Raw genomic sequence first — 16,512 nt, 5'->3', positions numbered from 1 at the left:
TTATCTTGAATACATAAAAGGACGAGAAAACAGGTGATAAATCAATGAAAACCTATACACTCATCGCAACAGCTCCAATGGGGATTGAAGCAATTGTTGCAAAAGAAGTAAGAGACCTTGGCTATGAGTGCACAGTCGACAATGGAAAAGTAATTTTCAAGGGGGATGCTCTTGCGATTTGCCGTGCAAACCTTTGGCTGCGTACAGCAGACCGGATCAAGGTACAAGTTGCTGAATTTTCGGCAAAAACATTTGATGAGCTTTTTGAACGGACGAAAGCGATTGACTGGGCCGCTTTTTTACCGAAAAATAGTACGTTTCCTGTCATCGGGAAATCTGTGAAATCTCAGCTTGCCAGTGTGCCGGACTGCCAGCGCATCGTCAAAAAAGCCATCGCGCAAAAGCTGAAATCCTCCTACAACATTCAGTCTGAATGGCTTGAAGAGACGGGACCTGAATATAAAATCGAGATCGCTCTTTTAAAAGATAAAGCTGTGCTTACTCTTGATACATCTGGTGTAGGTCTTCATAAACGTGGATACCGCATGGATCAAGGCGGAGCACCTATTAAAGAAACGCTTGCAGCTGCGCTCGTCCTATTAACGAACTGGACACCTGACCGTCCGTTTGTTGATCCTTTCTGCGGATCAGGAACAATCGCCATTGAAGCAGCGATGATAGGACAAAACATTGCCCCGGGATTCAACCGGGATTTTGCGTCTGAATCATGGGAATGGATCGGCGAAGACGTATGGAACAAAGCGCGTGTAGAAGTAGAAGAAAAAGCAAACTATGACCAGCCGCTCCGCATTATTGCAAGTGATATCGACCATCGTATGGTAGACATTGCAAAAATGAATGCAGAAGAAGCAGGACTAAGTGAACTGATTGAGTTTAAACAAATGCAAGTAAAAGACTTTCAAACAAAAGAAGAGTATGGTGTGATTGTCGGAAATCCTCCTTACGGTGAACGACTGAGTGATAAACCAGCAGTTGAAAAAATGTATCAAGGAATGGGTGAAGCATTTAAGAACCTAGATACCTGGTCCATATACATCTTAACGTCACACGAAAAATTCGAAGAATGCTTCGGAAGAAAAGCGACGAAAAAGAGAAAGCTGTTTAACGGTTTTATCAAAACAGACTATTATCAATATTGGGGAAAACGCCCGCCTAGAAAGCAAACAACTGAATCGTAATAAATGGCCGCACCGAAAGAAGGTGCGGCTTTTTTGTGCTGAAAAGGTATAACTCTAAGCGAGACGGAATAAACTGAACTTGATTTTAAAAAAAGAGGTGTCGTCATGATTCATTATGATCAAATTCAGTTAATCCAAAAAGCACTCGCTTCGACTGCTCAAGAAATAGAAGGGCATGAAGGTGGACAATCTGCTCAGCTTACGGCAGCCATCGAAGATTTGGCACTGGCTCAGGCATACATAGAACGTTCTGAGCATGCATTTTTAATGAAGGAAAGCTATCAACATCGCCTGCGCTCATAAAAAAAGATTGTTTTTCCCCAGCGTAAATGGTACTATTGAATGTCTGAATGATTCAAAAGTTGGGGGTTGAAGCAGGTGACAGCATCTCGTTTGCCTTTTTCATTATCAAAAGAACACAATTTTTACGAAGAACTGGGCAACTGGATTGGTGATGTGTTTTATGACATTTTGCCAGAAAAGGGCTTTGATCTTCGAGATGAACAAATATTCATGGCTTTTCAGCTAGAAAGAGCCTTTAAAGAAAAAAGTGTGATGTTTGCCGAAGCTGGGGTAGGCACAGGCAAAACCATCGTCTATCTATTATTTGCCGTCACATATGCAAGGTATACAGGGAAGCCTGCGATTATTGCATGTGCAGACGAAACGTTAATTGAACAGCTCGTTAAACAAGAAGGTGATATCTATAAAATTGCCAATCACCTTGATATTCAAATAGATGCGAGATTAAGTAAATCGCATGATCAATATTTATGCTTAAAGAAGCTAGAGAAAACGATGCAGCGTGAAGATGATGAAAAGTGGCTCGATATTTATGAATCACTGCCTTCATTTGTACATGAATCACACGGTATGCAAACCTTTTATCCGTATGGCGATCGAAAAGAGTATCCAGAGTTATCAAATGATGAATGGTCACGAATTGGCTATGACTCGTTTCAGGACTGCCTGACGTGCGATATGCGTCATCGCTGCGGTCTGAATTTATCAAGAGATCATTACCGAAAAGCGACAGATCTCATCATCTGTTCACATGATTTTTACATGGAGCATGTGTGGACGAAGGAATCCCGAAAACGTGAGGGACAGCTTCCGCTGCTTCCTGAGCATAGCTCCGTCGTATTTGATGAAGGACATCTTCTCGAGTTTGCCGCTCAAAAAGCGTTAACGTACCGAGTGAAGCAATCAACGCTTGAAACATTTTTGGAGCGTCTTTTGCAAAACGACATACGCGAAGAATTTGCAGAGCTTGTTGAAGATGCACTTGCAACAAACGATGAGTTCTTTTATCTCTTAAAAACACATGCCAAAGAAGTCAAAGGCTCGCACCGGCTTGAAATTGGGCGTGTCGATGAGGTGAAGCGTTCTGCAAGCGAATTGTGTGACTTGCTTGAAAAAATCGGAGAAGCGCTCGTGTTTGAATCTGAAATGTATACGATCGATCAATACGAATTATCTGTTGTGGAAGAATACATTGAACAAATGGCGTATTCTCTATCGCTTTATCAAAAAAATGCCATTAGCTGGCTGGAAAAACAGGAATTAGATACAACATTTGTTGTGATGCCGAAGACGGTTGCAGAGGTACTTGGCGAAAAAGTTTTCTCGCAAAAAAGACCATATATTTTCTCTTCCGCTACATTGTCTGAGAATCAATCCTTTGATTATTTAGCTGAAAGTCTTGGGATTAACGATTACTTATCAATGAGTGTCGCTTCGCCGTATGATTACGATGAACAAATGAAGATTTATTTCCATGGAATTCAGCAGATCGCTGAGCAAGAGGCAAAAGCACAGCAAGTGATCACTCAGCTGAAAGAAAATGGAGGACGATCTCTGATTCTCTTCCCTTCATTTGATGAACTCCATTTCTTTAGAAAACAGCTTGAAGCAGCAAATGAATCACTGCCGTTTGACGTATATTTTGAGGGAGACGAGGAAATCAGCACAATTGTTCAAAAGTTCCAAGCTGATGAGACGTCTGTGTTATGCTCTGTTCATCTGTGGGAAGGGCTTGATATTCCAGGTGAATCATTAACGAATGTGATCATCTGGGGACTTCCTTATCCGCCGCATGATCCGGTATTTGAAGCGAAACGAAATGAAGCAAAGGATGCACATGCTGAAGTTGACCTTCCGTATATGCTACTTCGCTTACGCCAAGGGATCGGAAGACTGATCCGGACAAGCCAAGACGCAGGAAGCATTCATATTTATTTTGATCGTAAGGAAGATACAGCACTTCAAAGTAAAATTGAATCCGTTCTGCCAGTGAAGCCCATCATTACATCTTAAATAGCTGAAAACTTGTAAAGGAGGAGGATACCGCTGTGTGTCCTCCTTTTTCATTGACAAAAGAACATTCATTGAAGTAGCCTTGAAACGTACATACATATTATTGATAGGGGGAACAAACGCATGAGTCTTGAAGCAACTGAGAAAGCGTTTTATCAATTACTAGGGAAAATCGCCCATTATACAGAGGCGCTCCATTTACTTTATTGGGACTCTAGAACACAAGCGCCTAAAAAAAGTGCGGATTTTAGAGCGGAAACGATCGGTCAATTATCAAGTGATATTTTTAATATGAAGACTTCTGACGAAATGAGAGATCTTCTTCACGAATTAAACAAACATCGAGATGAGCTCACAAAAGATACACAGAAGGCGCTCGAATTATCACAAAAAGAGTATGATGAAAACAGTAAAATTCCGAAAGAAGAATTTAAAGAATACTCGATTTTGCAATCAAAAGCAGAGCATGTTTGGGTAGAAGCAAGGGAGAAATCAGACTTTTCACTCTTTGCACCATACTTAAAACAGCTTATTGACTTTAACAAGCGTTTCATCCAATATTGGGGCGTGAAAAAAACGCCTTATGATGTGCTGCTCAATAACTATGAGCCAGATATGACGGTTGAACAGCTTGATCAAAAATTTGGTGCACTTCGTGACGCCATTGTTCCTCTTGTGAAAAAAATCGAAGCTTCACCAAATAAGCCGGATACTTCATTTTTATCGAAAAGCTTTCCAATCGATAAACAAAAGGAATTGAGCCTCTTTTTCTTAAAAGAATTAGGATATGACTTTGACGCAGGCCGCCTTGATACAACCGTCCATCCATTTGCAGTAACATTAAGCAGAGGTGACGTGCGTGTAACGACCCGTTATGATGAGCATGATTTTCGAATGGCGATCTTTGGCACGATTCATGAATGTGGTCATGCGATTTATGAGCAAAACATTGATGAAGCACTGAGCGGAACGCTTTTATGTGATGGCACTTCAATGGGTATCCATGAATCACAGTCTCTTTTCTTTGAGAACTTTATCGGCAGACACGAAGATTTCTGGAAAACGTATTATCAAAAGCTGCAAGAAGCATCTCCTGAGCAATTTAAAGATGTTTCTTTAGAAGACTTTGTGCATGCAGTGAATGAATCGAAGCCGACTTACATTCGAATTGAAGCCGATGAACTGACGTATCCGCTTCACATTATCATCCGCTATGAAATTGAGAAAGCGATTTTCAATGAAGAAGTAGCAGTTGAAGATCTACCTGCACTTTGGAATGAAAAATATCAAGCGTATCTTGGCATTACGCCTCCTAATGATGCACTCGGTATCTTGCAGGATGTTCACTGGTCTGATGGAAGTTTTGGCTATTTCCCTTCATATGCCCTTGGTTATATGTATGCGGCGCAATTAAAACAACAAATGATTAAAGACTTACCAAATTTTGATGAGCTAATTCAAAATGGGTCTTTTGCACCGATAAAAGAATGGCTGACGGAACATGTTCATCAGCATGGAAAACGGAAAAAGCCATCTGAAATCATTCAAGATGCAACAGGCGAAGAATTAAATGTTCAATATTTAATCGACTACTTAACGGATAAATATACGAAACTGTATTTATCATAAAAGAAGGGCACCCTTTCATGAGAAGGGTGCTTTTTTGATGCTTGAATATTCTAAAAACGAACATTTTGTTCTGATCTATTATTTAAGTTCGGTATTTTTCTGGAAAAGTGCTTTCCAAGCGTCTGAAATCTTGTTATAATTTGAACACTATAACACTCATATAATCGCGTGATGATGGCACGCAAGTTTCTACCGGACACCGATACGGTCCGACTATGAGTGAGCAAAATGAAACAGCTCTTGTCTGAGCTGAAGATCCGTGGATCGTTTTCGCATTGCTTGCTCCTCATGGGCAGCAATGCTTTTTTTATGCAAAAAATCGAATGTTTGCCAATATGCTAGGGGGAAAAATGATGGAATTGTTACGTCAAAAAATTGAGAACGAAGGAATCGTTCTGTCAAATCAAGTGTTAAAGGTAGATGCTTTTTTAAATCATCAAATTGATCCTGTGTTAATGCATGAGATTGGGCAAGAGTTTGCTAGATTATTTAAGCATGATGGCATTACAAAAATCATCACAATCGAATCTTCAGGCATCGCACCTGCTGTGATGGCTGGGCTTGCTCTTCAAGTCCCTGTTGTGTTTGCAAGAAAACGTCAATCACTCACATTAACGGATAACCTGTTAACAGCCAGTGTGTACTCTTTTACAAAAAAAGTAGAAAGCACGATTGCTGTCTCAAATACGCATCTGAGTGAAAACGATTGTGTGTTAATCATCGATGACTTTTTAGCAAATGGTGAAGCTGCGAAAGGACTTGCAGAGATTGCAAAGCAGGCAAAGGCGAAAGTAGCCGGTTTTGGCATTGTCATTGAAAAATCATTCCAGCCTGGAAGAAATGCACTTGTGCAAATGGGCTACCGCGTCGAGTCCCTCGCACGTATTGAATCACTTGAGGAAGGGAAAGTCACGTTTGTACGGGAGGTACAATCATGAGTGCCGCTAAAAAAGTCAAAACGCTCTCGCTGGGCATTCAGCATGTACTGGCAATGTATGCAGGTGCTGTTCTTGTACCGCTCATTGTTGGAGATGCGCTTGGGCTCACGCCTGCACAGCTGACTTACCTCATCTCTGCGGATATTTTCATGTGCGGGGCTGCTACATTGCTTCAAGTATGGAAAAACCGCTTCTTTGGGATCGGTTTACCTGTTGTATTAGGCTGTACATTTACGGCGGTTTCGCCGATGATTGCGATTGGCTCTAAGTATGGAATTTCGTCTATCTATGGTAGTATTATCGCTTCTGGGTGTATTGTCATTCTTCTTTCTTTTTTCTTTGGGAAGCTTGTGAAATTTTTCCCGCCTGTTGTCACAGGCTCTGTCGTCACGATTATTGGTATCACCCTCATTCCTGTAGCGATGAACAATATGGCAGGAGGAGAAGGAAGTGCGGACTATGGTTCTTTTGAAAATCTAGGGCTCGCTTTCCTTGTACTATTTATCATTGTACTGCTCTATCGATTCACGAAAGGGTTTATGAAGGCGATCGCCATTTTAATCGGTATCCTCCTTGGGACAGCAGTTGCTGCGTTTATGGGGAAAGTGGAAACAGCTGAGGTGGCAAACGCCCAGGTTTTCCGCATGATTGAGCCATTTTATTTTGGCATGCCGACCTTTGAATTTGCACCGATCATGACCATGACGTTAGTTGCGATTGTGTCATTAGTTGAATCAACAGGCGTTTATTTCGCACTAGGTGATTTAACAAACCGTTCATTAAAAGAAAAAGATTTAGCTAAAGGCTATCGAGCAGAGGGGATTGCAGTGTTATTAGGTGGAATCTTCAATGCTTTTCCGTACACAGCCTACTCACAAAACGTTGGATTGATCCAGCTAACAGGCGTCAAGAAAAACCAAGTCATTGTCGTAACAGGGGCATTGCTCATGTTATTTGGTCTTTTTCCTAAAATCGCTGCCTTTACGACGATTATTCCAAAATCGGTTCTTGGCGGTGCAATGGTTGCCATGTTTGGTATGGTCATTGCATACGGTATTAAAATGCTCTCACGCGTGGATTTTGCAAAGCAGGAGAACTTGCTGATCGTTGCTTGCTCCGTGGGAATCGGCTTAGGTGTTACCGTCGTACCGCAAATGTTTGAGCATCTGCCAGATTCGATGAAATTATTAACAAGTAACGGCATTGTGGCCGGAAGCTTTACCGCAATTTTGCTTCATATTATTTATCACATGATTCCTTTTAAAAAAGAAGCCGAGCATGACCTGGTAGAAGAACCTAAGCAATCTGTTATGTAAACACCTCTCTTGGAGAGGGATTCAGATTATGGACAAAGAGCTAAAATGACCTTTTTTTAGCTCTTTGTCTTCTTTTTAGCTTGATAAAAAACCTTTGATCCTAGGAAGGAGCGTGTAAGGGTTTGTCTACAAGCTGAAAGCCCGCATCTTTTGGATACGGGCTTTTTGTGATTATCACTATTAATGCTGTACCGGCGGCATTGTTTCGTTAATGACTGCAAATGTATAGCCCCTTGCTTTTAGCTGTATAATCAGGCTGTCTAAATAGTTTGTGGTAGAGGGTTGATCATGCATTAATATAACTTTTGGTTCCCATGGTTTATTATTCTCAAACATTTGCAATTGATTCAATACCTCTGGAACATATTGTGAGTTTTTATATCTCCAGTCAAGGCTATCAATCGTCCAGTCCCAGTAAATAAAGCCATTTTGGTTTAAACGTACTTTTTGATGATATGTTAAATTTGGAACACTGCCATAGGGGGTTCTTACAAGACGGCTGTAGACACCTGTAACAGAGGCAAGAATACGCTGAGCTTCTCTCATTTCATTTACGGGAGACTCGCTGTTCTGATAAAAGAGGTTTATATCATGCGTCATGCCATGAAGACCTAATTGATGTCCTTCTTGATAAAGTCTTTTCACAGCTGATTGGTGTGCTTGGATTTGCGGTCCAAGCATGAAGAACGTCGCCTTCACGTGATGTGCTTTTAATACATTTAACAGCTGATTTGATGTAGCAGAAGGACCATCATCAAATGTTAAAAAGACCGTTTTATTTGTTGCCTGTTGGTTTGGATTGGTCTTAAAATGTGTATCCAATGTTCTTGTAGACTGATCTTTTGCTTTCAGACTGATGCTTGTGTCACGGAAGTCACTGCTGGCAACATTTTTTGCTTGCCCATTTGTCGCCTGCAAATGGGGTTTAGACATATCCCAGATAAAAAAGAGAAACAGTGTAAGAAGCACTAAACCAATTACCTTTGAGAGAAGTATCATGTTGTAGGGTGTCTTTTTTTTGGAAACCTTTTTCATTACAATCACTCCAGTCAATTAAATTTTGAGCCGAACCATGTTGTAGATTCTTTCTTTTTTCACTGTTTTTCTTGGTACACATATTGATTATGTATATAGTGGAAAAAATCCTTTTTATATAGAAAATTCAAATGAATTAGAAATTTATGGTTGTTACTTTGTGTTGATCAGCAAATAAAGGTGATCCATTCATGTTTAAATAAAATCATTCTGAATAATGATCGAAACGTTAATATTTATACGCTAAGATAGCATCAGATGTGACCATTAACTCGAAGCGAAAGGGAGATTCCTTATGAAAGTGTTGTATAATGACGATTTCATTGAAAAAAGGGTGCTCATGTGGAAAGTGGAGACAGAGGCGATTAATCTCAAAAAACAATAGAGAAAAGCTCGTACCACTACAAAATAAAGAAGATATCGGCAAATTCTCTCTTACCGTACAACGACTAGAGAAGGATTTAAACAATATGTGTCCGGCTCAGAGGTTTGTAAAACTAGTTCTTTTCTAGATAACTGTACACAAAGTCAAAATCATACCAAGCAAATTCATCGCATATTTGGCAAGACTAGATGAAGTAAACTACCTAAGACTCACTGAAATTAATAAAAGCAACTATGCAAAGCGGAGAGAAATAAAGAACGCGTCTTTGCGGATGCAAAAGAAAAGCATAGTATGCGTTGGGCGAAACTTCGTGTACTAAAAAAATTTCAATGCAAGCGATGCTTACTCTCGCTGCCATAAATCTTAAAAAATTAGCTAACTAGACATGGAAAACACTATGTCCAGCGTAAACCCTTTATAATTACTACGGTCTGAACACTTCTCTTTTAGAAGTGTTTTTTTGCATAAAAAAAGCAGGTTCGCTTGGCTTAGAACGAACCTGTGAAGGAGGAAAACTACATCATGTTTTCACCTATATTATCCAATATTTATCAATTGTCGTCAAGACAAAAAGTTAGCCGGAGGAAAATATTTTGACTGAATTGTGACGTTTTGGCATGTATATTCTTTTTTCGATAGGGGATATTAATCGAAAAAAGAGGTGAAGCCGATGGCGTACATTCTTTCTGTTGGAACGAGTCTGCCACAACATCATGTGGATCAGAAAAAGGCGGCTGATTTTGCTAGATCCCAATTTAAACGATCGTTTAAAGATATCGACCGGCTGCTCAGAGCTTTTCAAAATGGAGAAATCGAGAGCAGACAGTTTGTGCAGCCAATTGAATGGTATCAGACGCACCACTCTTTTGAGGAGAAAAACAACCTCTATTTGGAAAAAGCATTGGCTCATGCAAAAGAAGCGGTCATACACTGTCTTCATGAAAAGGCATTCCTGAAAAAACCGATTCCGTTTGAAGAGATCGATGCATTGTTTTTTATTTCAAGCACCGGACTTTCTACACCAAGCCTTGATGCAAAACTGATGAACGTTCTCCCTTTTTCGTCTTATACGAAGCGAGTGCCGATTTGGGGCTTAGGATGCGGGGGCGGAGCGGCGGGGTTGTCCCGGGCTTACGAATACATAAGAGCATTTCCAGAAGCAAAGGTGCTGGTTGTCGCCTGTGAACTGTGCAGTTTAACCTTTCAGCCGCAAGATCAATCAAAAAGCAATTTAATCGGTACATCTTTGTTTGGAGACGGGACAGCAGCGCTTTTATTAACTGGAGAAAAAGGCGTATCTGAATATACCCATCTAAAAACAGTTCCTAAAGTGATTGGTACACAATCCGTCACAATGAAAGAGTCTGAGGATGTGATGGGCTGGGAATTTACAAGTGACGGCTTTCAGGTTATTTTCTCCCGTGACATTCCTTCCATTATTTCCGGCTGGTTAAAAGAGCAAGTCGATCAATTTTTAGAGCAGCAAGGGTATTCGGCAGAAGACCTATCGGTTTTTCTTGCCCATCCTGGAGGGAAAAAAGTGATCGATGCCTATATTAAAAGTCTTTCCTTACAAGAAGATCAGCTTTTTTCATCAAAAGAAGTACTCAGACAACACGGAAATATGTCTTCTGCCACAGTTTTGTATGTGATCAAGCATTATCTTGAACATCAATCCGCTGAAGCGGGAGATATGGGTCTATGCGGAGCGCTTGGTCCGGGATTTTCATCAGAGCTGCTGCTCATGAAATGGGAGGAGGTCATATCATGATTATTTGGCTCGTCATTGGTTTCTTCGTGTGTCAGCGTCTTATTGAAATGCTTGTGGCTAAAAGAAATGAAAAGAAAGTGAAAGCGATCGGTGCCATTGAATTTGGTGCAAGTCATTATCCTTATATGGTCGCTATGCATGCGGGCTTTTTTCTCTCACTCATGGTTGAGGTATGGGGGTTAAACAGGCCGCCGTCGCGCTATTTTCTTGTGCTGCTCGTTTTCCTGCTGGCTACACAGGTTATTCGATATTGGGCATTATGCTCTCTTGGAACGTATTGGAATACAAAAATTTTAGTTGTACCAAATGCGATGATGGTGAAAAAAGGACCTTATCGCTGGTTAAAGCATCCTAACTATGTCGTGGTGGCGATTGAGCTTATGCTGATCCCGCTTTTATTTAATGCCTATTTTACCGCCATTTTGTTCACATGTTTAAATGCATGGATGATGGCTGTGAGAATTCAAACAGAAGAGAAAGCGCTCAATCAGTATTTGTTAAATTAATATTGAAAATCATTATCAATTGTGATACACTTTCATTAATGATAAGCATTCTCAATCACGAAGGATGGACGGTGATCACATGACAATGGTTTTCTTACTCGGTACGGTCTGTGTATACAGCCTATTAATTGGCTTCGTATTAAAAGGTGTTTCTAAAAAATCTGCTTCCTGATCGCAGTCAATTGCGACTGATCGGGCAGCAGATTTTTTTTATTTCCTCAGATCAGAAGAAAAATCTCTTGATTTTGTGTAAAATGGTATCACATACATAACTGACTTTTCTAAAAACAAAGGGGTTTATCGTCATGGAAGACTTGTCTATTCGAGATTCGCTCGTTCAAACTACAGGTGCTTTATATCAAAGCCTTCTCAAAAGGGATGATCATGAACGCGCAGCCAAACTTGCATCGATTATCAAAAAGGAAGCAGAAGAAGAAGTATATATCGCATTTACCGGTCACTATTCAGCTGGAAAGTCATCACTTGTGAATCATCTGCTTCATGATCACATCCTGCCAACGAGTCCGATTCCAACAAGTGCAAACTTGGTCGTCGTGAGGAAAGGGGAGAGTGAAGTAAAGCTTCACACCTCAGATGGCCGTTTTGCAAAAATGAGCGGTTCTTATGATAAAGAAGCAGTTCAGCGTTTTTGTAAGGACGGGGAACAGATTGAAATGGTGGAAATTAGCGGGGACTATAGAGGATTGGAAGAAAAGGTGGCACTGATTGATACGCCTGGAATTGATTCAACGGATCATACCCATTTTTTATCTGCCGCGTCTATTCTTCATCAAGCAGATGCTCTTTTTTATGTCGTGCACTACAACCATGTTCATTCAGAAGAAAACATTCGTTTCATTCGCTCCATTAAAGAGAAAGTGCCAAATCTTTATTTCATCGTAAATCAAGTCGATCGACATGATGAGCATGAGACAGCGTTTGAAGACTACAAAAATCAAGTAGTTGATATGCTTCTTAAAGAGGGCATTGAAGAAGAACATCTATACTTTACATCTGTAACCGATGAGTCGCATCCAAGAAACGAAATGATTCGTTTAATCGAGAAACTGCAAGAATTACAAACATTGCCGAAAGCATCACTTCGCGCCTATACCGAGCAGAAAATAGAGAATGTTTTAAAAGAACATATTGACTCATTAAAAGAAGAGCTGCAAGAAGAGGATCTTGATTCACTGCTTCAAGAAAAAAGAAGAGAAGTCAAGGAACTTGAAGCGAAAAGCAGCTTTATTGAAAATGGAGCAAAACAGTTAGAAGACGAAGTGTCTTTTGAAGTCGAGAATATTTTAAAAAATGCAAACCTAACCCCATTTAAAATGAGAGAGCTTGCAAGTGACTATATTGAATCGAAAGCGCCTGGCTTTAAGGTAGGACTGCTGTTCGCTAAAAATAAAACTGAGCAGGAAAAAGAAAAGCGGGCGAACGATTTCTTAGCAGATGTCAAAGCAAGAATGAAAGCTGAAGTGGACTGGCATATTGCTGAGCTGCTCAAAAAAGAAGTCAAGAAACATCAGCTTGGTGAAGAGCTATTAAATCAAGTGATGGCATTTGAAACACCTGTGGAAGAATCACTGCTTGAAAACGTCATCCATCATGGTGCGACATTTTCAAATGAATACGTTTTGCAATATGCAAAAGATGCTGGTGAAGCACTGAAAAGACAGACCAAACAGAAAGCAATACCATTGATTGAACAAATGACCGAGACGCTGAAAACCCAGCTCATGAATGAAAAGGGAAAGCAACAAGATAAGTGGGCCCAGGCAGCACAGGAGCTCCAAGCGCTCGAGCAAAGCATGGAAAAAAATGATCAAATCAGAAGAGATATTGAGCATGTATGGGATATATGGCAAAACGGAACAAATGAGCAGATCACAGATGATTGGTTTTATGTGAAAAAACATCGGATGCAGCATGACGAGCTAAATCAGAATCATACGTCCACTCATGCGGAAGAAAGCGAGAAAGAAAATCAGCAGCAGACAGAGCTTGATCAAATGCGTCAATCACAGCATATTACGACAGCGCAGTCGATTGACCAGTTTGAGCAGCTTTCTCAAATGTTAATGCCATTAAACGCGCTTCAGTCTCAAAGAAAGTCCTTTGAACAACGAACAAAACGGCTGCAAGCGAAGGAATTTACACTCGCCTTATTCGGTGCTTTTAGTTCAGGGAAATCGTCGTTTGCCAATGCCCTAGTTGGGAGAAAGGTGCTGCCATCATCTCCTACACCAACGACGGCCACGATCAATAAGCTGACGCGGCCGACAGAAGACCATCCGCATGAAAGTGTGAAAGTGGTGTTCAAAACCGAGCAGGAAATATTAGAAGAGCTCGATCAAATTCTCGGTTTTTCTATAACAGAAGAAAAGGGAGATACGTTTCAAGCCAAACTCGAACGAACGCTGAAAAAAAGAGAGCTTGAACAGGATCACCGCATCATTGTTGAACATTTTTTAAACGCTCATGAAAAGTTCCGTGAGTCCATTCAAAAACAAACGCCGCACAATGTCACCCTGCAAGAATTAAAGCCATATGTGGCAGAAGAGGCTGTTTCTTGTGTGGTGAAGGAAGTGACGGTGTATTTAAGTACACCTTTAACAGATAAAGGACTGACGATTGTTGATACACCAGGCGCCAGCAGTATGAATAAACGTCATACAGAGATTGCCTTTCAATATATGAAGGATGCTGATGCCCTTCTTTATTTAACTTACTACCAGCATTCTTTCTCAAAAGCAGACCGTTCATTTTTACGTAAACTCGGGCTTGTAAAAGATTCATTTAGCATGGATAAAATGTTTTTTATTATCAATGCAGCTGACCTCGCAAAGGATCAAACAGAGCTTGAAACTGTCTTTGACTATGTGAAAAATGAGCTCACAAAAGAAGGCATCCGGCATCCAAACCTTCATCATGTATCCAGTAAGGAAGAGATCGAAGGAAAGGATCAGTCGCCCTATAACCAGTATGCACAGCTCAGAACACAGCTCGACTATTTTATTGAGGAAGAATTAACGAAAGATGCGATTGAGCTGCTGTATTTTGAAGCGAGTACATTATGTAGAACAGTCGACAAGCTGCATGAGACACTGCATCAGTCAGAAGATGAAAAGCAAGCGGAAAAGAAAAAGATAGACACATCCTATGAAGCGATCGTTGATCAAATGAGCCATATTAAACGATCTAAGCTAGTGACAGAAAGTGTGAAAAAGGACTTACACGAACAGCTTTACCACATTGTTCAGCGCTTGTCACTTTATGCAAATGATCTGTTAAAGACAGCCTTTTATCCTGGAATATCTCAAGGGGACTTCAGGCAAGAGTTGAAAAAAGCGCTTGAACAGGCGCTAAAGGATTATGAATTTGAATTTGTACAGGAGATAAAGGCGCTTGATATTCGAATGGAATCGTTTATCACTCAATATTTCAAAGAGGAGTGGGAGAAAGGATTACAGGCTGCGTGTGCAGAAGATCCTTACTTTTCTCTCCGGCTGTCGCCGCCAGATGAGAAAAATGCAGAGCTGAAACAAATTGAAGTGGAAGCGGACCTAACGCCGTTTGAGCCGCTCTTAAAGAAGCAAAAATCAGCGAAAGCTTTCTTTGAACAGAACGGGAAGGCAGCGTTTATTGAAGCGATTCGAGATGTCCTTTTCCAATTAACGACGAAATGGGCAGATAAAGAAAAAGAAGAATTACAGAGCAGATACGATATGATGGTGAAGACCTTTACTGAAAGATATGAAACAGAAGCGCTCAAGCAGCTGAATGAACAAAAACAAACATTTATCATGAGCTTGACGACAGATGCGAAAGAGCAGGCGATGATAGAACAAGTATACAAGCAGACAAATGAATGGAAGAAACAGTTGAAAACCATTTGATTCATGATAGACTATAGAAAAAAGAAAGCAGTTGATAAAAAATGACGAGCGTACACGAAGAGATTTCCGCACATTCACAAAAACAGAATGCTCATATCAAGTCGTTTCTTGCGCTTGAGCAAAAAAGAGAGCAGGCAATAGAGACTGCTGTTTTCAAGTGTGAGCAAAACGAACCATTTACAACTGACGATATCAATGCGATTACTTCGAAGATGAATGAGCTTGCACGAGGCGGTATTGTTCCGCTGCGTAAGCATGTAACGATTGATATGGTCAGGGAGTATGTCGAAAGAAAACAGAAGTAAAGAGTAACTTTCTCTTTTTTGGTCATCTTAACAAGTGAACCGAGAAAGGGGAATGATGATGGAAAAAAAGCAGCATGCAAAAAAGCAGGATGAGCGTAACCCGAAACAAAAAGAGATGCCATCCTACGCAGAAGCAGAATCGAAAAAAATGCAATACGGTCAAAAATAATCCAAAGGTGCCACTTCTTTTCCAAAAGAAGAGGGCGCCTTTTTTATGTCGAATTCTATGTTCTGTGATAGAATAGGAGTATTGTTTTGAAAAAGGGAGTTTATAAGAATGAATAAACACGTACTGCTTGTTGATGGCATGGCGCTTCTGTTCAGATCGTTCTATGCAACGGCTGTCCATCGCAATTTTATGATAAATGATCACGGCGTCCCGACGAATGGAGTAAATGGCTATTTGAAGCATTTATTAACCGCTGTTCAGACATTTGAGCCAACTCATATTGTTTGCTGCTGGGATATGGGAAGCCAAACATACCGAAATGAATTGTTTCAAGATTATAAAGCAAATCGAGGAGAGGCACCTGTCGAGCTCATTCCGCAATTCGATTTAGCAAAAGAAGCGACAGAGGAGCTAGGAATTGTAAACGTTGGTTTAAAAGGCTTTGAGGCAGATGATTGTATCGGTACGCTGGCAGCAGTCTATCAGAATGAAGCACGTGTGACGGTTCTAACTGGCGACAGAGATTTGCTGCAGATATTGAATGAACAAGTGACTGTTGCTTTGATGCAAAAAGGGATCGGGAACTATAAACATTATACAAAAGCCTTATTTGAAGAGGAAATGGGCATCTCTCCAAAGGCGCTGATCGATATGAAAGCACTTATGGGGGATTCAAGTGACAATTACCCAGGCGTCAAAGGAATCGGAGAAAAAACAGCATTAAAATTTATTCAAACATATCAAACCATTGATGGATTATTAGAAAATGTTCATGAACTAACGGCCGCACAGCAAAAGAAAATGCAAGCAGGATTAGAAGATTTGAAGCTCTCCCGTCTATTGGCAGAGATCAAATGTGATGTCCCGCTGAGCTGTCCAATTGATGAGACGAAGATGAACATCAATCAAGAACGGGCTGCTGCCATGCTGCGTTACCATCAAATCAAAGGAATTGAACCGATGGTGAATCGATTAAGTAAAATAGAGATCAGCTAAGCCGATCTCTCAGCGTAAAGACAAACCCTCGCATTCGTTGTCAGG

General features: G+C 40.6%; 13 protein-coding genes, 1 pseudogene and 1 riboswitch. Of the genes and pseudogenes, 13 read left to right on the top strand and 1 reads right to left on the bottom strand.

Annotated elements, in window-relative coordinates:
- Positions 1 to 44 precede the first annotated feature (44 nt).
- The 6 genes from NSQ72_RS09855 to pbuX all read left to right on the top strand — a co-directional run bounded on the left by NSQ72_RS09855 (position 45) and on the right by pbuX (position 7,398).
- Positions 45 to 1,199 carry a THUMP domain-containing class I SAM-dependent RNA methyltransferase gene (locus NSQ72_RS09855; protein ID WP_039179443.1) on the top strand — a complete coding sequence of 385 codons (1,155 nt, stop codon included), beginning with the start codon at positions 45 to 47 and terminating at the stop codon, positions 1,197 to 1,199.
- 105 nt (positions 1,200 to 1,304) lie between these two features.
- Positions 1,305 to 1,502, top strand: a complete 198-nt coding sequence (locus tag NSQ72_RS09850; protein WP_024422762.1) for a hypothetical protein — start codon at positions 1,305 to 1,307, stop codon at positions 1,500 to 1,502.
- A 75-nt stretch (positions 1,503 to 1,577) separates the two neighbouring features.
- Entirely contained in the window at positions 1,578 to 3,515 is a 1,938-nt protein-coding gene (locus NSQ72_RS09845; protein ID WP_341083942.1) for an ATP-dependent DNA helicase, read from the top strand.
- A 123-nt stretch (positions 3,516 to 3,638) separates the two neighbouring features.
- Positions 3,639 to 5,144 (top strand): carboxypeptidase M32, encoded by a 1,506-nt coding sequence (locus NSQ72_RS09840; RefSeq protein WP_058837925.1) that lies wholly within the window; start codon positions 3,639 to 3,641, stop codon positions 5,142 to 5,144.
- A 136-nt stretch (positions 5,145 to 5,280) separates the two neighbouring features.
- Positions 5,281 to 5,380, top strand: a riboswitch (purine riboswitch).
- A gap of 117 nt (positions 5,381 to 5,497) precedes the next feature.
- Positions 5,498 to 6,082, top strand: a complete 585-nt coding sequence (xpt, locus tag NSQ72_RS09835) for a xanthine phosphoribosyltransferase (protein ID WP_251180415.1) — start codon at positions 5,498 to 5,500, stop codon at positions 6,080 to 6,082.
- Positions 6,079 to 7,398: a xanthine permease PbuX gene (gene pbuX, locus NSQ72_RS09830; protein WP_247544555.1), complete on the top strand. Its 1,320-nt coding sequence runs from the start codon at positions 6,079 to 6,081 to the stop codon at positions 7,396 to 7,398. The genes xpt and pbuX overlap by 4 nt, the downstream gene beginning before the upstream one ends.
- Positions 7,399 to 7,578: 180 nt before the next feature.
- Here the strand turns inward: pbuX and NSQ72_RS09825 are convergent, their stop codons facing one another.
- Positions 7,579 to 8,433: a polysaccharide deacetylase family protein gene (locus NSQ72_RS09825; protein WP_064497505.1), complete on the bottom strand. Its 855-nt coding sequence runs from the start codon at positions 8,431 to 8,433 to the stop codon at positions 7,579 to 7,581.
- Between the two features lie 424 nt (positions 8,434 to 8,857).
- Here NSQ72_RS09825 and NSQ72_RS09820 point away from each other — a divergent pair.
- From NSQ72_RS09820 to NSQ72_RS09790, 7 genes and pseudogenes are all read left to right on the top strand, one after another.
- A pseudogene (locus tag NSQ72_RS09820) lies at positions 8,858 to 9,201 on the top strand (transposase); the annotation flags it as partial.
- A gap of 287 nt (positions 9,202 to 9,488) precedes the next feature.
- Positions 9,489 to 10,589 (top strand): type III polyketide synthase, encoded by a 1,101-nt coding sequence (locus tag NSQ72_RS09815; RefSeq protein ID WP_064497504.1) that lies wholly within the window; start codon positions 9,489 to 9,491, stop codon positions 10,587 to 10,589.
- Complete coding sequence (locus NSQ72_RS09810; RefSeq protein ID WP_034623498.1) at positions 10,586 to 11,095, top strand: isoprenylcysteine carboxyl methyltransferase family protein; 510 nt, start codon at positions 10,586 to 10,588, stop codon at positions 11,093 to 11,095. The genes NSQ72_RS09815 and NSQ72_RS09810 overlap by 4 nt, the downstream gene beginning before the upstream one ends.
- Positions 11,096 to 11,159: 64 nt before the next feature.
- Positions 11,160 to 11,267: a Fur-regulated basic protein FbpC gene (fbpC, locus tag NSQ72_RS09805; RefSeq protein ID WP_306299200.1), complete on the top strand. Its 108-nt coding sequence runs from the start codon at positions 11,160 to 11,162 to the stop codon at positions 11,265 to 11,267.
- A gap of 133 nt (positions 11,268 to 11,400) precedes the next feature.
- A complete protein-coding gene (locus NSQ72_RS09800; RefSeq protein ID WP_341083940.1) occupies positions 11,401 to 14,997 on the top strand; it encodes a dynamin family protein in 3,597 nt (1,198 codons plus the stop codon).
- Between the two features lie 41 nt (positions 14,998 to 15,038).
- A complete protein-coding gene (locus NSQ72_RS09795; RefSeq protein ID WP_041085809.1) occupies positions 15,039 to 15,302 on the top strand; it encodes a YpbS family protein in 264 nt (87 codons plus the stop codon).
- 277 nt (positions 15,303 to 15,579) lie between these two features.
- Complete coding sequence (locus tag NSQ72_RS09790; protein WP_058837920.1) at positions 15,580 to 16,467, top strand: 5'-3' exonuclease; 888 nt, start codon at positions 15,580 to 15,582, stop codon at positions 16,465 to 16,467.
- Positions 16,468 to 16,512 lie beyond the last annotated feature (45 nt).

This window comes from Bacillus sp. FSL R5-0659 (genome assembly GCF_038008785.1).
Classification (GTDB): Bacteria; Bacillota; Bacilli; order Bacillales; family Bacillaceae; genus Bacillus; species Bacillus safensis.
This window is presented reverse-complemented; position numbering and strand designations above follow the sequence as displayed.